The 19690-nt window shown below is 70.1% G+C and carries 15 protein-coding genes; 7 read left to right on the forward strand and 8 right to left on the reverse strand.

Annotation, left to right across the window (positions count from 1 at the left end):
* Window positions 1-4: 4 nt before the first annotated feature.
* The 3 genes from AC067M_RS19525 to AC067M_RS19535 are packed head-to-tail and all read left to right on the forward strand — an operon-like array spanning window position 5 to window position 2800.
* Complete coding sequence (locus AC067M_RS19525; RefSeq protein WP_478698241.1) at window positions 5-799, forward strand: rhamnogalacturonan acetylesterase; 795 nt, start codon at window positions 5-7, stop codon at window positions 797-799.
* Window positions 796-1524 (forward strand): hypothetical protein, encoded by a 729-nt coding sequence (locus AC067M_RS19530; RefSeq protein WP_478698242.1) that lies wholly within the window; start codon window positions 796-798, stop codon window positions 1522-1524. The genes AC067M_RS19525 and AC067M_RS19530 overlap by 4 nt, the downstream gene beginning before the upstream one ends.
* A complete protein-coding gene (locus tag AC067M_RS19535; protein WP_478698243.1) occupies window positions 1517-2800 on the forward strand; it encodes a phosphodiester glycosidase family protein in 1284 nt (427 codons plus the stop codon). The genes AC067M_RS19530 and AC067M_RS19535 overlap by 8 nt, the downstream gene beginning before the upstream one ends.
* Here AC067M_RS19535 and AC067M_RS19540 read toward each other — a convergent pair.
* The 5 genes from AC067M_RS19540 to AC067M_RS19560 all read right to left on the reverse strand — a co-directional run bounded on the left by AC067M_RS19540 (window position 2787) and on the right by AC067M_RS19560 (window position 11521).
* Window positions 2787-4469: a hypothetical protein gene (locus tag AC067M_RS19540; protein WP_478698244.1), complete on the reverse strand. Its 1683-nt coding sequence runs from the start codon at window positions 4467-4469 to the stop codon at window positions 2787-2789. The genes AC067M_RS19535 and AC067M_RS19540 overlap by 14 nt on opposite strands.
* Before the next feature lie 191 nt (window positions 4470-4660).
* Window positions 4661-6787 (reverse strand): 3-hydroxyacyl-CoA dehydrogenase NAD-binding domain-containing protein, encoded by a 2127-nt coding sequence (locus tag AC067M_RS19545; RefSeq protein WP_478698245.1) that lies wholly within the window; start codon window positions 6785-6787, stop codon window positions 4661-4663.
* A complete protein-coding gene (locus tag AC067M_RS19550) occupies window positions 6784-8004 on the reverse strand; it encodes a thiolase family protein (protein WP_478698246.1) in 1221 nt (406 codons plus the stop codon). Before AC067M_RS19550 ends, AC067M_RS19545 begins: the two co-directional genes overlap by 4 nt.
* A gap of 119 nt (window positions 8005-8123) precedes the next feature.
* Window positions 8124-9152, reverse strand: coding sequence for a LacI family DNA-binding transcriptional regulator (locus tag AC067M_RS19555; protein ID WP_478698247.1), 1029 nt, complete (start codon window positions 9150-9152; stop codon window positions 8124-8126).
* Entirely contained in the window at window positions 9149-11521 is a 2373-nt protein-coding gene (locus AC067M_RS19560) for a glycoside hydrolase family 2 protein (RefSeq protein ID WP_478698248.1), read from the reverse strand. Before AC067M_RS19560 ends, AC067M_RS19555 begins: the two co-directional genes overlap by 4 nt.
* A gap of 156 nt (window positions 11522-11677) precedes the next feature.
* Between AC067M_RS19560 and AC067M_RS19565 the strand changes: the two genes are divergently transcribed.
* Genes AC067M_RS19565 through AC067M_RS19575 form a run of 3 tightly spaced genes read left to right on the forward strand, consistent with a single transcriptional unit; the run spans window position 11678 to window position 14768 of the window.
* Complete coding sequence (locus AC067M_RS19565; RefSeq protein ID WP_478698249.1) at window positions 11678-12991, forward strand: ABC transporter substrate-binding protein; 1314 nt, start codon at window positions 11678-11680, stop codon at window positions 12989-12991.
* On the forward strand, window positions 12991-13941 hold the full coding sequence (locus AC067M_RS19570) for a carbohydrate ABC transporter permease (RefSeq protein WP_478698250.1): 951 nt from the start codon (window positions 12991-12993) through the stop codon (window positions 13939-13941). The genes AC067M_RS19565 and AC067M_RS19570 overlap by 1 nt, the downstream gene beginning before the upstream one ends.
* Window positions 13938-14768 carry a carbohydrate ABC transporter permease gene (locus AC067M_RS19575; RefSeq protein WP_478698251.1) on the forward strand — a complete coding sequence of 277 codons (831 nt, stop codon included), beginning with the start codon at window positions 13938-13940 and terminating at the stop codon, window positions 14766-14768. The genes AC067M_RS19570 and AC067M_RS19575 overlap by 4 nt, the downstream gene beginning before the upstream one ends.
* Window positions 14769-14912: 144 nt before the next feature.
* Here AC067M_RS19575 and AC067M_RS19580 read toward each other — a convergent pair whose 3' ends face one another.
* The 3 genes from AC067M_RS19580 to AC067M_RS19590 all read right to left on the reverse strand — a co-directional run bounded on the left by AC067M_RS19580 (window position 14913) and on the right by AC067M_RS19590 (window position 18439).
* Window positions 14913-16214, reverse strand: coding sequence for a ribonuclease D (locus AC067M_RS19580; RefSeq protein ID WP_478698252.1), 1302 nt, complete (start codon window positions 16212-16214; stop codon window positions 14913-14915).
* A gap of 513 nt (window positions 16215-16727) precedes the next feature.
* On the reverse strand, window positions 16728-17390 hold the full coding sequence (locus tag AC067M_RS19585; RefSeq protein ID WP_037671863.1) for a response regulator transcription factor: 663 nt from the start codon (window positions 17388-17390) through the stop codon (window positions 16728-16730).
* 371 nt (window positions 17391-17761) lie between these two features.
* The gene (locus AC067M_RS19590; RefSeq protein WP_478698253.1) at window positions 17762-18439 is read right to left on the reverse strand and encodes a DUF3000 domain-containing protein; all 678 of its coding nucleotides are present in this window, start codon (window positions 18437-18439) and stop codon (window positions 17762-17764) included.
* 107 nt (window positions 18440-18546) lie between these two features.
* Here AC067M_RS19590 and hemE point away from each other — a divergent pair, with 107 nt between their 5' ends.
* Window positions 18547-19611: a uroporphyrinogen decarboxylase gene (hemE, locus tag AC067M_RS19595; RefSeq protein ID WP_478698254.1), complete on the forward strand. Its 1065-nt coding sequence runs from the start codon at window positions 18547-18549 to the stop codon at window positions 19609-19611.
* Window positions 19612-19690 lie beyond the last annotated feature (79 nt).

Below are 19690 nucleotides of genomic sequence, written 5' to 3' on the forward strand. Positions count from 1 at the left end.
CGCCGTGCAGCACACGAGAGTCTTCCTGGCCGGCGACTCCAGCGTGACCAGCCGGCCGCACAGCATGGCCCCCATGGTCGGCTGGGGCCAGGTGCTCCAGTTCTTCGTCCAGGGCGCCGAGGTGGTCAACGCGGCCCGCGCCGGGTCCAGTTCGCGCAGCTTCCTGGAGCGCGGCCGGCTCGCCTGGATCCTGGAGAACCTCACCCCCGGCGACCTGCTGCTGGTCTCCTTCGGCCTGATCGACATGAAGCCGGGCGACGGCCGTTTCACCGAGCCGTTCGGCGACTTCCAGCACTTCCTGCGCCAGTACGTGCACGGCGCCCGTGAGCGCGGCGCCCACCCGGTCCTGGTGACCAGCCACGAGCGGCGCGTCTTCGACGACTACGGCAACATGCGCCGCCCCCTCGGCCTCTACCCGGCGGCGATGCGGGAAGTCGCCCTGGGCCTGTCCGTGCCGCTGATCGACCTCAACGAGTGGAGCGTCGCCTGGTGGCGCCAGGCGGGAGCGCAGGGCACCAAGGAGCTGTTCCTCTACCTGGAGCCCGGCGAGCACCCCAACTACCCCGACGGCATCGCCGACAACACGCATCTGCGCGGCCACGGCGCCCTGGAGTGCGCCCGGTTCGTGGCGGGCGAGATGCAGGGCAAGGGCCTGCTCACCCCGCCGTACTTCCGCAACCTCGACGCGCACATCCCGGAGACCGCGATCGAGTTCCTCGACGACCACGTCTTCGAGCAGCTCACCAAGGAACGCGTGGGCGGACGCGGCGCCCTCGCGGGGAGTGGGGCACTGCGATGAGCGACTGGTACCCCATCGCCCGCGCCTGGGTGACCAACCCCCAGGCACCCCAGATCGGCGGCACGCTGGACCTGTTCGCCGACACCGACCCCGCCCACCCCGTGGCGCCCGGCCAGGAGATCACCTTCACCCTGGCCGTCACGCCCACCGGCGGCGCCTACCGCACCTACGGCTACCTGCTCGACGACTTCCTCGGCGACATCGCCACCATGGCCCGCCACCAGGGCATGAGCCACCTGACCAACGGCCGCTACGCCACCTACGCGAGCGACGCGACGCCCCGCACCGTCACCTGCACGGTCAAGGTCAACGACGACGCCCAGGACGGCGCGGTGCTGCTGCCCCGCATCATCATCGGCCTGATGCCCGCGCAGGGCGACAAGCTGATCCCCTCGACGGCGATCTCCGACGCGGGCTACCGGGTACGGCGCCACTGGCTGCCCGGCCAGAGCCTCACCCTGCCCCCCGGCGGACACGCCGTCCTGCCCCCGGGCCACATCCACGCCCCCGGCCTGCGCTTCATGGGCGTCAGCATCGCCCGGCACGGCGTCATCACCTGCACGCCCGACGGCAGCGTCACCTACCAGGCGGACCCCGCCCACCTCGGCTACGACCGCTTCGAGCTCGCTTTCGAGGACGAGCGAGGAAACCGGGTGTGGTCCGAAGTGACGGTCCACATCGGCGACTTCGGGGCATCGCCGGGAGCGCTCGCGACGTATGGGTAAGCCCTGGGGAGCCGTTCTGGCCGCCGTGCTCTGCCTCGCCCTGACGGGCTGCACCTCGCCGTCGGACTCCTCCGACAAGCCGACGGGTTCGGCCCCGGTGACGCCGAAGCCCACGCCCGCCCTGCTCGCCGGGGTGACGTACCAGGAGCTCACTCGGAGCGTCGGCTCCGGCGACCCCGTGCGGCTGCACGTGCTGCGGGTCGCGCCCGACGCGCGGGTGCGGGTCACCGGTGTGCACGGTGACGGGATGACCGAGGCGCACACCGTCCGCTCCCTCGCGAAGGCGGCGGGGGCGATCGCCGCCGTCAACGGCACGTACTACGACATCCATACCGGCCGTGACTACTCCGGCTACGAGGGCGACCCGATCGGGCTGTACGCCGAGAGCGGCCGGGTGCTGAGCGAGGCACTCGCCGGACGGCCCGCCCTCCTCCTCGGGCACGCGGACAACGGCAGGCTCATCGCCCGCGTCGCCGAGGCCTCCACCATCGGGCGGCTGCGGGCCGCCGACGGGGCACGCCTCGTGCTCGACGGCGTCAACCGGGTCGCGGGCCGCATCCTGGGCTGCGGCGGAGTGGGCGGCGACCGGATCGCCACCACCGGCGCCCTGCGGGGGACGCCGTACAACGGACTGTGCGTCGACCCCGACGAGGTCATCTCCTACACCAAGGAGTGGGGCACGGACACCCCACCGGGACCGCCGGGCAGCACGGAGGCCCTGCTCGCCGCGGACGGGACGGTCCGCGGGACGCGCTCCCCGGCGGGCGGCCCACTGCCCAGGGGCGGCAGCTCGCTGTACGGCATCGGCACCGGCGCGACCTGGCTGCACGCCCACGCCGTGCCGGGCACGCGCATGGCCGTGTCCGTGCGGATGACCGACCCGAAGGGGCGGGATCTGAGCAGTCCGCTGGAGACGGCCCTCGGCGGCAGCGCGCGGCTGCTGCGCAACGGCGCCGTCGACCCGGACGTGAAACAGATCGGCAGTGACCGCGAGCCCAGGACCGTCGCCGGGATCACGACGGACGGCACGCTGCTCCTCGTCACCGTCGACGGCCGTGACAAGGGCGTGAGCGTCGGCGCGACCCCCACCGAGGCGGCCCGGCTCGTGAGGGCCCTCGGCGCGGTCGACGCGGTCAACCTCGACGGCGGCGGCTCCACCACGTTCGTGCTGGACGGGCAACTCCGCAACAGTCCGCGCGCCACCGACGAGGAGCCCGTGATCGAACGACCGGTGGCGGACGCGATAGCGGTTCTTCCGGGACTCAGGAAAGAGTGATGCCCCCGGCCGACGCCGAGAACAGCGATCCTCCCGTGCTCATCGAGATGAACACCTCGTAATCCCCCGGAGCCGCATTCGGGAGGGCCACCCCCTTGTATCCGGACGTGGCGAAGTAAGCGAAGTCGTACGTTCCGAAGTCACCGCGCCGGACATGCGGACGCACCGCCGCCGGCTTGCGCGACATGCCGAGCCGGAAGGAATACGTGGACTGGCCCCGCAGCACCAGGTAGTAACTCGCGTGACCGTGCGCGGCCGCCTCGATCCCGTGGACGAAGAACACGCCCTCGACGTGCAGCGTCCGGTCCTTCAGCCAGTTCTTCTCCAGCGAGAAGGCCGTCTCCTGGGAGAAGTGTCCGATGACGGGACGCCGGATCAGCCGTACCCGCTTCTCGTCCCCGATGAGTGAGATCTCGAGACCGCCGAACGGCCGCCGCAGATCGAAGGGCCGGCGCGCCACGAGTTTGGTGCGCCGGTCTATTCCCTCGGCGGGGCTGCTCACCCGCACGGAAAGCTCGTAGACACCCCCGGACATCCCCGCCATCGATATCCCGGTCTTCTCCTGCGGTTCGAATCCGCCGTCCGCGTAGTCGCGGGCGAACCGGTCGAAGTACAGGCTGTAGGTGTGCTTCGCCTCGGCCGTGGCGAGCGGGAACTCCCAGTGGCGTCCGCCGCCTTCGGCGATCAGCGTCTTGATCGACGGGAATTCCCCGTGCGGCGACTCGCCCGGGATGAAGGCGTGGCCGCTGAGAATCAGGTTGTTGCCGCGGATGTCCTGCTTGTTGAGTACGGCCGTCAGCGCCTCGGTGCCGCGCAGCTCCGCCAGATAGTGCTGCCGCTCCACCGGGTTGACCTGACCGTCCCCGTTCTCCACGAAGCCGAGCCGGGGCTGCGCGCCGTCCGACAGCGCGGCCAGGAGGCCCAGGACGAGGGGGAGATTGTAGCCCGAGACCTCGCCGTGCTGGCGCACCAGTTCCGAACGGGTCCGGATCAGGTTGAAGTTCTCGCACGCCCAGAACAACTGGAGATGCGGATTGATCTCGGTCAGGTACTGCTCGTCGGCCTCCGACGTGAACAGGTAGATGTTGTGGCCCTGTCCGCCGTACTGCTTCAGCAGTTCCGGAATGGCGCCGTCGAGCAGGTCGACGTGGTACTGCGGCATGTCCGCGCCCAGCATGTAACGGCCGGTCTCCGCGCGGTCGCGCACATAACTTCCGACGAGGAACTGCGGGACCACGGTGACGATGTTCCGGAATCCGTACTTCAGTCCGAAGTACAGGGCCGCGCTGCCGCCCTTGGACACCCCGAGCAGACTGACCTGCTCGCGCGTGAGCCCGAGCTGGCCCATGGTGTTCTCGATGAGCGCGTGCACGGAGGCCTCGATGTCGAAGTTCATCGAGCGGCACATGTAGTAGCTGTAATGCCCGTCGAAATCGTCGCGGATCCACAGCACATTGGCGCGAAGATCGTTCAGCGACTTTCCGGCGAAGTGATATCCGTTCGGGGCGGCGAACCCCGAGAAGACCACGATCAGATGACGTACATCACCTTCGGCGGCCCGGAACCGGTACTCCACCGGAACGGCCCCCCTGGTGTCCGTTCCGGTCGCCACGCTCCGCCGGTCGACGGCCGCGAGGTTCGGCGCGAGTGCAGGGAGTTCCGTATTCATGAATCGTCGAGCCCGCTTCTGTGTGATGTCCGCCCCCGGCTTCCCCAAGGTTCAAGGAAGCTTCGAAAGTGTATCCGGCAGTTGTTCGAGAGGCGACAGTGAGAAAAGCCATGCGGTGCACGACGACAGAGGGCCTCCGCCGGTCGGCGGAGGCCCTCTGGGACGTGTTGCGCCCTAGGCGCGTACGACGGTTACGCGGGCACCGACGCCACACCCGGCGCCAGGAACTTCTTGCCGTTCACGCGCTCCGAGACGCCCTCGCGGTCCAGGTACGGCGTGATGCCGCCCAGGTGGAAGGGCCAGCCGGCACCGGTGATCAGGCAGAGGTCGATGTCCTGGGCCTCGGCGACGACGCCCTCGTCGAGCATGAGCCCGATCTCCTGGGCGACGGCGTCCAGGACGCGGTCACGGACCTGCTCCTCGGTCAGGACGGTGTCGCCCTGCTTCAGCAGCGCGGCGACCTCGGGGTCCAGCTCCGGCTTCCCGCTGTCGTAGACGTAGAAGCCGCGCTTGCCCGCCTTGACGACGGCCGCGAGGTTCGGGGAGACCTTGAAGCGGTCCGGGAAGGCGCCGTTGAGGGTCTCGGAGACGTGCAGACCGATCGCGGGACCGACCAGCTCCAGCAGGACCAGCGGCGACATCGGCAGGCCGAGTGGCTCGACCGCCTTCTCGGCGACCTCGACCGGGGTGCCCTCGTCGATGACGTTCTGGATCTCGCCCATGAAGCGGGTGAGGATGCGGTTGACGACGAACGCCGGGGCGTCCTTCACCAGAACCGCCGTCTTCTTCAGCTTCTTGGCGACCGCGAACGCCGTGGCCAGCGAGGCGTCGTCGGTCTTCTCGCCGCGGACGATCTCCAGGAGCGGCAGGATCGCGACCGGGTTGAAGAAGTGGAAGCCCACGACCCGCTCGGGGTTCTTCAGCTTCGACGCCATCTCGGAGACGGACAGCGAGGAGGTGTTGGTGGCGAGGATCGCGTGCGCCGGGGCGACCGCCTCGACCTCCGCGAACACCTGCTGCTTGACGCCGATCTCCTCGAACACGGCCTCGATGATGAAGTCCGCGTCCGCGAAGCCCTCGGCCTTGTCCAGCACACCGGTGACCAGGGCCTTCAGGCGGTTGGCCTTGTCCTGGTTGATACGGCCCTTGCCGAGCAGCTTCTCGATCTCGGCGTGGACGTAGCCCACACCCTTGTCGACGCGCTCCTGGTCGATGTCGGTCAGCACGACCGGCACCTCCAGGCGACGCAGGAACAGCAGCGCGAGCTGCGAGGCCATGAGGCCCGCGCCCACGACGCCCACCTTGGTGACCGGGCGGGCCAGGTTCTTGTCCGGGGCGCCCGCGGGACGCTTGCCGCGCTTCTGCACCAGGTTGAACGCGTAGATGCCGGAACGCAGTTCGCCACCCATGATCAGGTCGGCGAGGGCCTTGTCCTCGGCGTCGTAGCCCTGCTGGAGGTCGCCGTTCTTGGCGGCGGCGATGATGTCGAGGGCGCGGTAGGCGGCCGGGGCCGCGCCGTGCACCTTGCTGTCCGCGACGAAGCGGCCCTTGGCGACGGCCTGGTCCCAGGCCTCACCGCGGTCGATCACCGGGCGGTCGATGACGATCTCGCCCTTGAGGACGGACGCCGTCCACAGCAGGGACTGCTCCAGGAAGTCCGCGCCCTCGAACAGCGCGTCGGCGATGCCCAGCTCGTAGACTTGCGCGCCCTTGAGCTGCTTGTTCTGGTTGAGCGAGTTCTCGATGATCACCGAGACGGCCTTCTCGGCGCCGATCAGGTTCGGCAGCAGGGTGCAGCCGCCCCAGCCGGGGACCAGACCGAGGAAGACCTCGGGGAGCGAGAAGGCGGGGAGGGCCGCGGACACCGTGCGGTAGGTGCAGTGCAGACCGACCTCGACGCCGCCGCCCATCGCGGCACCGTTGTAGTACGCGAAGGTCGGGACCGCGATGCCGGCGAGGCGCTTGAAGACCTCGTGGCCGCCCTTGCCGATGGCGAGCGCGTCCTTGTGCTCCTTGAGGAGCTCGACACCCTTCAGGTCCGCGCCGACGGCGAAGATGAACGGCTTGCCGGTGATGCCGACACCGACGATCTCGCCGGCCGCGGCCTCCTTCTCGACCTGGTCGATGGCGGTGTTGAGGTTCGCCAGCGACGCCGGGCCGAAGGTGGTCGGCTTGGTGTGGTCGAAGCCGTTGTCAAGGGTGATGAGCGCGAAACGCCCAGCGCCGAACGGCAGGTCGAGGTGGCGTACGTGCGCGGACGTCACGACCTCGTCGGGGAACAGCTCGGCTGCGCCCTTCAGGAGTTCGGTGGTGCTCACTTGTTGCCTCCGTCGAAGTGCGGGTTCTCCCAGATGACCGTCGCGCCCATGCCGAAGCCGACGCACATCGTCGTCAGGCCGTAGCGGACGTTCGGCTGCTCCTCGAACTGGCGGGCCAGCTGCGTCATCAGCCGGACGCCGGAGGAGGCCAGCGGGTGGCCGAAGGCGATGGCGCCGCCGTACTGGTTGACGCGCTCGTCGTCGTCGGCGATGCCGTAGTGGTCGAGGAAGGCCAGGACCTGGACGGCGAAGGCCTCGTTGATCTCGAACAGGCCGATGTCGGAGATGGACAGACCCGCCTGCGCGAGGGCCTTCTCCGTGGCCGGGATCGGGCCGTAGCCCATGACCTCCGGCTCCACGCCCGCGAAGGAGTAGGAGACCAGGCGCATCTTGACGGGGAGGTTGTTCTCCCGCGCGAAGTCCTCGGAGGCGATGAGCGAGGCGGTGGCGCCGTCGTTCAGACCGGCCGCGTTACCGGCGGTGACCCGGCCGTGGACGCGGAAGGGGGTCTTCAGGCCGGAGAGGTTCTCCAGCGTGGTGCCCGGGCGCATCGGCTCGTCGGCGGTGACCAGGCCCCAGCCCGTCTCACCGGCCTCCGGGTTCGTGCGGCGTACCGAGATCGGGACCAGGTCGGCCTGGATCTTGCCGTTGGCGTACGCCTTGGCGGCCTTCTCCTGCGAGCGCACCGCGTACTCGTCGGCGCGCTGCTTGGTGATCTGCGGGTAGCGGTCGTGCAGGTTCTCCGCGGTCATGCCCATGAACAGGGCCGACTCGTCGACCAGCTTCTCGCTGACGAACCGCGGGTTCGGGTCGACGCCCTCGCCCATCGGGTGGCGGCCCATGTGCTCGACACCGCCGGCGACGGCGATGTCGTAGGCGCCGAAGGCGACGGAGCCGGCGACCGTGGTGACGGCGGTCAGGGCGCCGGCGCACATGCGGTCGATGGAGTAGCCCGGAACGGACTGCGGGAGACCGGCGAGGATCCCGGCGGTGCGGCCGATGGTCAGGCCCTGGTCACCGATCTGGGTGGTCGCGGCGATGGCGACCTCGTCGATCTTCGCCGGGTCGAGACCGGGGTTGCGGCGCAGCAGCTCCCGGATCGCCTTCACGACGAGGTCGTCGGCACGGGTCTCGTGGTAGATGCCCTTCGGGCCCGCCTTGCCGAACGGGGTGCGGACGCCGTCGACGAAGACGACGTCCCTGACGGTACGAGGCACGATGGCTCTCCTCCAGGGTGCGGGATCTGCACTGCTGCGATGCGCTGAGCGCGCGCTCAGGACCCATGCTACTTATGGGTAACGTAGCTGCACAGTCCTGCCCCGTACAGCGGCGAAGGTCACACCGATGGAGGAGCCGTCGAGCCCCTCGGGGTGAGCACCGGAGTCGGCACCGGATGCGACCCCGGCCCCTTGCCGGTGATCACCCCGAACAGCGTCCGCGCCGCCTCCGCCCCGAATCCGTGCACGTCATGGCTCATGGCGGACAGGGGCGGATGGGTGAGCCGGCACAGCTGGGAGTCGTCCCAGGCGAGCAGTGAGACGTCGTCCGGAACCCGTAGGCCCATCTCGGCGGCCACCGACAGCCCGGCCACCGCCATGATGTCGTTGTCGTAGACGATCGCCGTGGGCCGGTCCGGTGGCGCGGTGGTGAGGAGCGACCTTGTCGCCCGGGCCCCCGCCTCCCCGGAGTAGTCCGTGGCGACCTGCAAGGCCCCGGCCAGCCCCACCGCCCGCGCCGCCTCGTCGAACGCGGCCGTACGCATGACCGTGTGCCCGAGCCCCGGCGCGCCGCCGACCCGGGCGATCCGCCGGTGCCCGAGCGCCGCGAGGTAGCGCACGGCCTCCGTCACGGCCGTGGCGTCGTTCGTCCACACCGAGGTCAGGCCACCGGTCAGCGACGGATGCCCGACGGCGACCACCGGCATGCCGAGCCGCTCGGCCGCCGCCACCCGTGGGTCGTCCGTGCGGAAGTCGACGAGGATCGAACCACCGACCTGCCGCCCCCGCCACCACGACTCCTGGACCCCGACCTCCTCCTCCATGCTCCGCACCAGCCGCAGCAGCAGGGAGCAGGAGTGCTCGGTCAGCACGCTCTCCACGCCCGAGACGAACTCCATGTAGAACGGCTCCAGGCCCAGCATCCGGGCCGGCCGGCAGATCGCGAGCCCCACCACGTCCACCCGCGAGCTCGACAGCGACCGGGCCGTGAGGTTCGGCGACCAGCCCAGCTCCCGCGCCGCCGCGAAGATCCGCTCCCGGGTCGCCTGCGACAGCCCCGGTTTGTGGTTGAAGGCGAGCGAGACGGCACCCTTGGACACACCGGCGCGCGCGGCGACGTCCTTGATGGTGACGCGGGGTGCGGTCATTCGGTGGGCTCCACGCAGTACAGGGCGGCACGGGCGGCGGCCGCGTCCGGAGTCTTCCAGCCACTGACCCCGATGGTCACCCGCTCTCCGGGCAGCAGCGTGACCAGCCCCCGGTCGGCCCGTGCGTCCGGGCCCAGCCGGTCCGCCTGGAGCAGCAGGTCCCGTACGAGGGTCCGCGCCGTCACCGTGACCGTGCCCGGAGCCACCGCCACCTCGAACTCCGGCCGGGGGTAGGGGATCTCGCGGTCCGGCGCGGGGAAGTGCAGGGCCCGCAGCCCGTCCACGTCGGCGACGAGGAACTCCTTCGGGCCGGCCGGCACCAGCTCCCGTGGCACCCGCACCTCGGCCACGGCCCGCGCCCCCGCCGCGAAACCGGTGCTCACCCTGCCGATCACGCCACCGTCGACGGACATCCGACGCAGGACCAGCGGACCGGCCCACTCCGCACCCGCCTGGTTCACGGCCGCCACCACCAGCTCCTCGCCCCGCGACTGGAGGGTGAGCAGGCGGTCCGCGTACAGCCGCCGCAGCTCGTGGTACAGCGGCTTCTCCCGTCCGTCCCCGTCGATCGCGGCCCACGACGTCACCGGCCAGCAGTCGTTCAGCTGCCAGACGATCGTGCCCGCGCACACCGGCCAGTGCGACCGCCAGTGCTCGATCCCGGTGGCGACCGCCCGGGCCTGGTTGACCTGCATCAGGTAGTGCCAGCGGTCGAAGTCACCCTCGGGGAAGGCGAAATGCCGCTCCAGGCCCCGTCGAAGCTTTCCGTTGCCGTCCTCGGCCTTCTGGTGGTGCAGCACGCCGGGGGAGTCCGCCGCGAGCGCCTCACCCGGCAGGGCGCGCCGCAGGGTGGCGTACGCGGGCGGTGCCTGCCAGCCGAACTCGGCCATGAACCGCGGGACGCTCAGCCGGTAGTCGGTGTAGTCCTCCCGGTTCCACACCTCCCAGGAGTGGTGCGTGCCGTGCGCGGGATCGTTCGGGTGGTGGTCCCACGACCCCGACCAGGGACTGCCCGCCGTGTACGGCCGCGTCGGGTCCAACTCGGCGACCACCCGCGGCAGTACGCCCAGGTAGTACCCCTCGCCCCAGGAGTTCCCGCCGAGCTGCTCCTCCCAGCCCCAGTCGCGAAAGCCCCACAGGTTCTCGTTGTTGCCGTTCCACAGCACCAGCGAGGGATGCGGCATCAGCCGTACGACGTTCTCCCGGGCCTCCGCCTCCACCTCGCCCCGCAGCGGCTGCTCCTCCGGGTAGGCCGCGCACGCGAACGGGAAGTCCTGCCAGACCAGCAGGCCCAGTTCGTCGCAGGCGTCGTAGAAGTCCTCGCTCTCGTAGATTCCGCCGCCCCAGATCCGTACGAGGTCCACCCCCGCCTCGGCCGCCTGCCGCAGCCGCTCCCGGTAGCGCTCGCGGGTGATCCGGGACGGGAAGACGTCGTCCGGGATCCAGTTGACGCCCCGCGTGAAGAGCCGCTCCCCGTTGACGACGAGAGTGAAGCCGGTGCCGTGCGCGTCGGCTGAGGTGTCCAGTCCGACGGTCCGGAAGCCGACGCGACGCCGCCAGGTGTCGAGCGGTCCGTCACCGTTGACCAGGGTCAACTCGACGTCGTACAGAGGCTGTTCGCCGTATCCGCGCGGCCACCAGACCGCCGCCTCCGGCACTTCGAGGCGTACGACCCCGTGCGTGCGGTCGATCTCCGCCCGCGCCCGCACCCCGGCGACCCGGGCTTCCACGGCGAGTTCGGCCTCGACGCGGCTGCGCTCGACGTCGACGTGCACCTCGACGACCCCGGTGCCCTGTTCGAGGGTGACGAGGGGGCGCACCCGGGCGATCCGGGCCGTCGACCAGTGCTCCAGACGGACCGGCCGCCAGATCCCCGCCGTCACCAGTGTCGGTCCCCAGTCCCAGCCGAACGAGCAGGCCATCTTGCGGATGTACTGGAACGGCTCGGCGTAGGCGGCGGGTCGCTCGCCCAGTCGCTCGCGCACCGCGTCGGCCTCGGCGTAGGCGGAGGCGAACCGCACCGAGAGCCGCCCGGTGAGGCCTGTCACGTCGAAGCGGTAGGAGCGGTGCATGTTGCGCACCCGCCCCAGGAGCCGGCCGTCCAGCAGGATCTCGGCGGCCGTGTCGAGGCCGTCGAAGACCAGATCGGTCTGCTCGTGGCCGGACGGCGCGGCCCGCAGCTGCGTCTCGTACGTCCACTCCCGCCGACCCACCCAGGCGACATCGGCCTCGTTACGGCCGAGGAAGGGGTCCGGGATCACCCCTGCCGCCAGCAGATCGGTGTGCACGCAGCCCGGCACCACGGCCGGGAGCGCGTCCCGCCCGTGCCGCAGGACCCATCCCTCGGTGAGCGGTGTGGCCTCCAGCATGCGCACTCCCTAAACCGGTCAACGGCAGTATTGAGCGCCATCGCTTCATCGTTGGCGGGAATGGGACTTTACCGGTTGAGGAAAGCGCTGTCAGAGTGCCGAATCAGCCAACCCGCAAGTGCTCTTCCGTCCCTCCTGTGAACGGAGCTGATGCACATGAACCGCCGTACAGTCCTCGCCATGGTCGTGGGAGCCGCACTGTTGCTCCCGGGCTGCACCGGTACCGGAGGCACCTCGAAGGGGGCGGACGCCAAGGCGCCCGACGACCCGTCGAAGGTGAGCGGCACCATCACCGTCCTCACCGTGCGCACCGACCTCGTGCAGGACGGCACGATGAAGAAGTACGCCGCAGAGTTCAACAAGATCTACCCCAAGGTGGAGGTCGAGTTCCAGGCCCTCACCAACTACGAGGCCGAGATCAAGATCCGGATGAACACGGAGGACTACGGCGACGTCCTCCTGATCCCGGGCGTCATCAAGAAGAGCGACTACCCGAAGTTCTTCGCCTCCCTCGGCACCGAGGCCGAGCGCAGCAAGAAGTACCGCTTCACCGACTTCACCACCGTGGACGGCAAGGTCTACGGCCAGAGCCCGGTCGGCGTGATGCCCGGCTTCATCTACAACAAGAAGGTCTGGAAGGAAGCCGGGGTCACCGAATGGCCCACCACCCCGGCCGATTTCCTCGCCGGCCTGAAGGCGATCAAGGCGAAGACCGACGCGATCCCCTACTACACCAACTTCGCCGCCCAGTGGCCGCTGACCTCATGGACGTTCGTCAACGGCTCGGTCCACTGCGACCCGCAGGCCACCACGAAGATCGCCGAGGGTGACCCGTGGGCGAAGGGCTCCGACCTGCGCGTCGGCGACACCCTGCTCTACGACATCGTGAAGCAGGGCCTCGCCGAGAAGGACCCGACGACCAGCAACTGGGAGGAGTCCAAGCCCCGGACGGCCAAGGGTGAGATCGCCACCCAGTGGCTCGGCACCTGGGCGATCGTCCAGTTCCAGGACGCCGCAAAGAAGGCCGGCGTGAACCCGGACGACATCGGTTTCATGCCCTTCCCGGCCCAGACGGACGGAAAGTACTGCTCGACCATCGGGCCCGACTACAACCAGGCCGTCAACGTCCACTCCAAGCACAAGGAGGCGGCCCGCGCCTGGATCGACTGGTTCACCGACAAGTCCGGCTACGACAAGGACAACCTGGCCATCTCGCCGCTCAAGGACGCACCGATGCCCGAGGTGCTGAAGCCGTACGACGAGGCCGGCGTGAAGCTCATCGAGCTGGACGACTCCGCGGGCGCCAAGGTCAAGCTGATCGACGACCAGTCCGAGGTCGGCATCAACAAGCCCGAGTACCGCCAAGACCTCGTCGACCTCGCGCGCGGCGCCAAGAAGGGCAGCCTGGACGACTTCCTCGCCGGCCTCGGCAAGAAGTGGACCGAGACGCAGAAGACCGTGGGCGACTGATGACGGACACCACCGAGAAGGCGGCCTTCGAGGCCGGGGCCCCGGCCCTGAAGGCCGCCACCCCCGCACCGGCCCCGCGCCGAGCGCGTGTGTGGCGCCTCGTCACTCCCTGGCTGTTCCTGCTCGCCCCGCTCGCCCTGCTGATCACCTTCACCTACGCGCCGATCGCCAACATGGTCGCGTACAGCTTCACCGACTGGGACGGCGTCAGTCCGGAACTGCACTACACGGGCGGCGAGAACTACTCGGAGATCTTCACCCGGGAGGACCTCTTCCAGGTGTTCTTCGTCAGCGGCTACTACCTGGCCGCCTCCGCCGTCCAGATCGCCGCCGCGCTCTACTTCGCGACGATCCTGAGCTTCAACGTCCGCTTCCGGAACTTCTTCAAGGGCGTGCTCTTCTTCCCGTCCCTGATCAACAGCGTCGCGATCGCCTTCGTCTTCCTCTACTTCTTCCAGGACGGCGGCACCTTCGACACGGTGCTGGGCCTGTTCGGCTACCACACCGACCACGCGTGGCTCGGCACCCCGGTCTCCGCGAACGTCTCCCTCGCGAGCGTCTCTGTCTGGCGCTACATGGGCATGAACTTCGTCCTGTTCCTCGGCGCCATCCAGTCCATCCCGGGGGAGGTCTACGAGGCGGCCGAACTGGACGGTGCGAACCGCTGGCACCAGTTCCGCCACATCATCGCGCCCGGCATCAAACCGGTGCTGACGCTGACGGTGATCCTCTCCGTCTCCGGCTCGCTGTCGGCCTTCGAGATCCCGTACATCATGACCGGCGGGGCGACCGGCACCGAGACCTTCGTGATCCAGACCGTGAAGCTGGCCTTCCAGTTCAACAAGACGGGCCTCGCGTCGGCGGCAGCCGTGGTCCTGCTGCTGATCATCCTGGTGGTGACCTGGGTGCAGCGACGTCTCGTCCCCGACGACAGGGTGGACCTCGTATGACACGCCGAGCCGTTGCCCGCGCCCTCGTGTACCTGTCGCTGGTTCTCGCCGCGCTGGTCGTCCTGCTGCCGCTCGCTGTCGTCTTCCTGACCTCGCTCAAGACACCGGAGGAGACGGCGCGGGGCGGCGGCGCGCTCACGTTCCCGCACGACCCGTTCAACCTCCACAACTACGTGACGGCGTTCCAGGACGGCCAGATGCTCGCGGCGTTCGGCAACACCGCCTTCATCCTGCTGGTCTCCGTCGGCGGCACGGTCCTCATCGGCTCGATGACGGCGTACGCCATCGACCGCTTCACCTTCCGCTTGCGGAAACTGGTGCTCGCCCTCTTCCTGGTCGCCGCGCTCGTCCCCAGCGTGACCACCCAGGTGGCCACCTTCCAGATCGTCCACAGTTTCGGCATGTTCGACACCCGCTGGGCTCCGATCGCCCTCTACATGGGCACGGACATCGTCTCGATCTACATCTTCCTGCAGTTCGTCCGCTCGATCCCGACCTCGTTGGACGAGGCCGCCCGCCTCGACGGCGCCAACGCCTTCACCATCTACCGGAAGATCATCTTCCCGCTCCTGAAACCGGCGATCGCGACGGTCGTGATCGTGAAGGGGATCGCCGTCTACAACGACTTCTACATCCCCTTCCTCTACATGCCCTCCCAAGATCTTGGCGTGATCTCGACGTCCCTCTTCCGCTTCAAGGGCCCCTACGCCGCTCACTGGGAGACGATCTCAGCGGGAGCGGTCCTGGTGATCCTCCCCACCTTGATCGTCTTCCTGTGCCTCCAGAGGTACGTCTACAACGGCTTCACACAAGGAGCGACCAGGTGATGTGCCTTTAAGGGGCGCGGGGAACTGCGCGATCAACCACGACGAACCCGCAGCCGCCGCACGACACGAAGCTCCACGGCGGCTGGGCGTGTTGCGAAAGTCCCTCGTCCGCCCGCAGGGCAGGCGGGACTCTCGCAACACGCCTCAGACCACCTTCGCCGACAGCGCCTCCACCAGCACAGGCGTCACCAACTCCACCTGCCAGCCCCGAGCCCCGTGCCCGGCCAACGCAGCCCCCACGGACTCCGCGTCAACCAGCTTCGGCGGCTCCCAGCACACACGGCGAACCGTGTCCGGCGTGATCAAGTTCTCCTGCGGCATGTTGAACCGCTCGGCCAGCGCAGACACCGCCGCCCGTGCCGCCGAGAGGCGAGCCGCAGCCTCAGGATCCTTGTCGGCCCAGGCCCGCGGCGGTGGCGGCCCAGCCACGGGCTGCCCCGGCTGCGGCAACTGCCCGTCGGACAGCTCCTTCGCCCGGTCGACGGCCGCCTGCCACTGCTCCAGCTGCCGACGCCCCATCCGATGCCCGAACCCGTTCAACGCGGCCAGCGCGTGCACGTTGCCCGGAACGGCGAGCGCGGCCTCCACGATGGCCGCGTCCGACAGCACCTTGCCCGGCGACACGTCCCGCCGCTGCGCGATGCGGTCCCGCGTCTCCCACATCTCACGCACCACGGCGAGCTGCCGGCGCCGGCGCACCTTGTGCATCCCGGAGGTCCGACGCCAGGGGTCCTTGCGCGGCTCGGCGGGCGGCGCCGCAGCGATCGCGTCGAACTCCTGACGGGCCCACTCCAGCTTGCCCTGCCGGTCCAGCTCCTTCTCCAGCGCGTCCCGCAGGTCGACGAGGAGCTCGACGTCGAGTGCGGCGTAGCGCAGCCAGGGCTCGGGCAGCGGGCGGGTCGACCAGTCGACGGCGGAGTGCCCCTTCTCCAGGACGAAGCCGAGGACGCCCTCGACCATCGCGCCGAGGCCGACCCGGGGGAACCCGGCTAGGCGGCCCGCCAGCTCGGTGTCGAACAGCCGGGTCGGCACCATGCCTATTTCGCGGAGACAGGGCAGGTCCTGGGTGGCGGCGTGCAGGACCCACTCGGCGTCGGCGAGCGCCTCGCCGAGGCCTGACAGGTCGGAGCAGGCGACGGGGTCGATCAGTGCGCTGCCCGCGCCCTCGCGGCGCAGCTGGACGAGGTAGGCGCGCTGGCCGTAGCGGTAGCCGGAGGCGCGCTCGGCGTCGACGGCGACGGGGCCGGAGCCGGCGGCGAAGGCGGCGATCACCTCGGCGAGGGAGGCCTCGTCGGCGACCACGGGCGGAATGCCCTCGCGGGGCTCCAGCAAGGGGATCGGATCAGGATTCGGCGCCCCCGTAGCAGTAGATCCGCCGTCGTCCGGAGGGGCGCCTCCGGTGGTTCGCAGTGAACTGTCTGCTGCGGTGTCTTGGGCGTCGGTCACCTGTCAAGGGTATCCGTCCGGGACGCCCTCTTGACCTGCGCTTTCAGCCGAGCTGTGAGTGACCTGCGCAAACAGGTGGATGCCGGTGCCCGTGGTGCCACCGATCGGCGTCGTCACTCCGCCTGGGGGTGAGCGCCGGGTGCCCCAGGCGCTGCTGCCGCGCCGGGGGCACGGAGCGGGCGTGGCTGAGACCCGTTGCCCGCGGTTCGCCGAGGCGGTGCAGTTCGGCGGCACCGTGACGCGTCACGGTGCCCGCGCCACCGCCGAGTCATGGCATTCCCGCGCCCGTCGACGGAACGTTCCGTCGACGGGCGCGCGGGGAGCTGGAACTGGTCGGAACCGGGCTGGCGGAATCAGCGGGAACGGGGGAGTGGACGCGGAGGCGGACGGCGGAACGGGCGGGGTGGAACGGACGTAGGAGTGGTGGAAGGAAGGGGAAGCAGGGGGAGCAGGGGAAGGTGGGTCGGCAGGAGTCGTCGTAGTTCGGGTGTGCGCAGGTCACTGCCCGCCGATTCAGTGGATGATGCCGGTCCGCAGCGCGACCGCGACCATCCCGGCCCGGTCGCCCGTGCCGAGCTTGCGGGCGATGCGGGCGAGGTGGCTCTTGACGGTCAGGGCGGACAGGCCCATCGAGACGCCGATCGCCTTGTTGGACTGGCCCTCCGCGACGAGCCGCAGGACCTCCACCTCGCGGCCGGAGAGCTCGCGGTAGCCGCCCGGGTGGCTCGGGGCACCCGGGGGGCGGCGGTGGAGGCGGGCGGCGGCCGCGCCGATGGGGGCGGCACCGGGTCGGGTGGGGAGCCCGAGGTTGGTGCGGGTGCCGGTGACGACGTAGCCCTTGACGCCGCCCGCGAGGGCGTTGCGCACGGCTCCGATGTCGTCGGCGGCGGAGAGGGCAAGCCCGTTGGGCCAGCCCGCGGCGCGGGTCTCCGACAGCAGGGTGAGGCCGGAGCCGTCGGGCAGGTGGACGTCGGCGACGCAGATGTCGCGGGGGTTGCCGATGCGGGGACGAGCCTCCGCGACGGACGAGGCCTCGATGACATCGCGCACACCGAGCGCCCACAGATGGCGGGTGACGGTGGAACGGACGCGCGGGTCGGCCACGACCACCATGGCGGTCGGCTTGTTCGGGCGGTAGGCGACCAGGCTTGCAGGCTGCTCGAGGAGAACGGACACCAGGCCTCCTGGGGGTGCGGGACGGGGCCGGCTCATGAGGTTTGAAGCCGGGACGAACCGTGCTTTCAAGGTCACAGTCGTCTTCGGCAGCAACCCCGTCCGCCTTTAGAGAATGATCACGATCTGGTGAGTAACAATCCGTGCAATTCGGACACGCGATCGATCATCCGAAGATCGAGTCGGTTCGGTCGAGTCCTGTTGGGGTTCAGAAAGTGGCCGTATCGACAAAGAGATGGTCAACCGGGCACCCGGAAGGCCCTCAATGGGGTGATGGTCGGATGGTCCGTCAGGAGATCGACGCACAAAGAAGCGCCCAGTGCGCGGAGGCGCTGGGCGCTACGGGGTGGTTCGGGCGGTCAGAGCGACTGCGGTCAGGGCGACTGCGGTCCCCGCCGCTGCGGCAGGGTCACCACCGAGGCGTCGCCGGGGCCGGCAGGCGGCAGACCCGCGATCTGGGCCAGCAGATCGCACCACGCGGTGAGATGGGCGGCCGTGTCCGGGACCCCGCCCGGCCCCTCCCGGGGCGTCCAGGACGCACGGATCTCGATCTGGGAGTTGGCCGGACGCTCGGACAGCCCGCCGAAGTAGTGGGAGCTCGCGCGCGTGACAGTGCCGCTGGGCTCGCCGTAGGCCAGGCCCCGTGCCTGGAGCGCGCCGGTCAGCCAGGACCAGCACACGTCGGGCAGCAGCGGGTCGGCGGCCATCTCCGGCTCCAGCTCCGCGCGCACGAGGGTCACCAGACGGAACGTGCCCTGCCAGGCGTCGTGCCCGGCCGGGTCGTGCAGCAGTACCAGTCGGCCGTCGGCCAGGTCCTGGTCGTCGTCGACGACCGTGGCCTCCAGGGCGTGCGCGAACGGCGCGAGACGCTGCGGGGCCGGGGTCGACTCGACTTCGATGTGTGGCCGCAGCCGGGCCGCCCTCAGCGCCTCGACGGCGTCCCGGAACGGTGGCGGAGCGCCGTCGCCCGCATGCCGCTCCCCCTCCCCGGTCTCCTTCGCGTCGTCCATTCCGCCAGCGTTGTCCGACAGTCGTCCCTGAGCCGCAGCCATGCGGGGAAGAGTAAGGGGAACCGGGCTCGGGCGCAGGGAGGGACACCCCTTGCGGCCCCACCTGCCCGCAGCCGCGTAGGGTTTCCGGCCGTGCGAGACTTGCCGTCGTGAGCGTGAACGAGGGCCCGGCGGGCCGGCAGCCGACAGCGACGTACGACAGCCCCTTCCTGAAGGCGTGCAGGCGCGAGCCCGTGCCCCACACGCCCGTGTGGTTCATGCGGCAGGCCGGGCGCTCACTGCCGGAGTACCGCAAGGTGCGCGAGGGCGTCCCGATGCTCGAGTCCTGCATGCGTCCCGAGCTGGTCACCGAGATCACCCTCCAGCCGGTGCGCCGGCACAACGTGGATGCGGCGATCTACTTCAGCGACATCGTCGTCCCGCTCAAGGCCATCGGCGTCGACCTCGACATCAAGCCCGGCGTCGGCCCGGTCGTCGAGCGCCCGATCCGCACCCGCGCCGACCTCGCCCAGCTGCGTGACCTCACCCCCGAGGACGTCTCCTACGTCACCGAGGCCATCGGCCTGCTCACCCGTGAGCTCGGCGCCACCCCCCTCATCGGCTTCGCCGGGGCGCCCTTCACCCTCGCGAGCTACCTCGTCGAGGGCGGCCCGTCCCGCACGTACGAGAACGCCAAGGCGATGATGTACGGCGACCCCGAGCTGTGGGCCGACCTGCTCGACCGCCTCGCCGAGATCACGGCCGCGTTCCTGAAGGTGCAGATCGAGGCGGGCGCCTCCGCCGTCCAGCTCTTCGACTCCTGGGCCGGCGCGCTGGCCCCGGCGGACTACCGGCACTCCGTGCTGCCCGCCTCCGCGAAGGTCTTCCGGGCCGTGGAGTCCTACGGTGTCCCGCGCATCCACTTCGGCGTCGGCACCGGCGAGCTGCTGGGCCTCATGGGCGAGGCGGGCGCGGACGTCGTCGGCGTCGACTGGCGTGTCCCGCTCGACGAGGCCGCCCGCCGCGTCGGCCCCGGCAAGGCGCTCCAGGGCAACCTCGACCCGACCGTCCTGTTCGCCGGCACGGAGGCCGTCGAGACCAAGACCCGCGAGGTCCTCGACTCCGCCGCCGGCCTGGAGGGCCACGTCTTCAACCTCGGCCACGGCGTCATGCCGTCCACCGACCCGGACGCGCTGACCCGCCTCGTGGAGTACGTCCACACCCGCACGGCCTAGGAACGGCCCCCTCCCTGTGCCGTAGCCCCCTCCGGCGGGGCCCGCGTCGCCAACATCGCGTGAACGTGGGATGCCGTCG

The organism is Streptomyces sp. NPDC043427 (genome assembly GCF_056436655.1).

What these genes read in the sequence shown, in the direction of transcription:
- AC067M_RS19555 (WP_478698247.1), bottom strand. Translation starts at nt 9,152, where the DNA reads ATGACCGCACCCCGCGTCACCATCAAGGACGTCGCCGCGCGCGCCGGT.
- AC067M_RS19575 (WP_478698251.1), top strand. Translation starts at nt 13,938, where the DNA reads ATGACACGCCGAGCCGTTGCCCGCGCCCTCGTGTACCTGTCGCTGGTT.
- AC067M_RS19590 (WP_478698253.1), bottom strand. Translation starts at nt 18,439, where the DNA reads ATGGCTGCGGCTCAGGGACGACTGTCGGACAACGCTGGCGGAATGGAC.
- AC067M_RS19530 (WP_478698242.1), top strand. Translation starts at nt 796, where the DNA reads ATGAGCGACTGGTACCCCATCGCCCGCGCCTGGGTGACCAACCCCCAG.
- AC067M_RS19535 (WP_478698243.1), top strand. Translation starts at nt 1,517, where the DNA reads ATGGGTAAGCCCTGGGGAGCCGTTCTGGCCGCCGTGCTCTGCCTCGCC.
- AC067M_RS19540 (WP_478698244.1), bottom strand. Translation starts at nt 4,469, where the DNA reads ATGAATACGGAACTCCCTGCACTCGCGCCGAACCTCGCGGCCGTCGAC.
- AC067M_RS19565 (WP_478698249.1), top strand. Translation starts at nt 11,678, where the DNA reads ATGAACCGCCGTACAGTCCTCGCCATGGTCGTGGGAGCCGCACTGTTG.
- AC067M_RS19560 (WP_478698248.1), bottom strand. Translation starts at nt 11,521, where the DNA reads ATGCTGGAGGCCACACCGCTCACCGAGGGATGGGTCCTGCGGCACGGG.
- AC067M_RS19570 (WP_478698250.1), top strand. Translation starts at nt 12,991, where the DNA reads ATGACGGACACCACCGAGAAGGCGGCCTTCGAGGCCGGGGCCCCGGCC.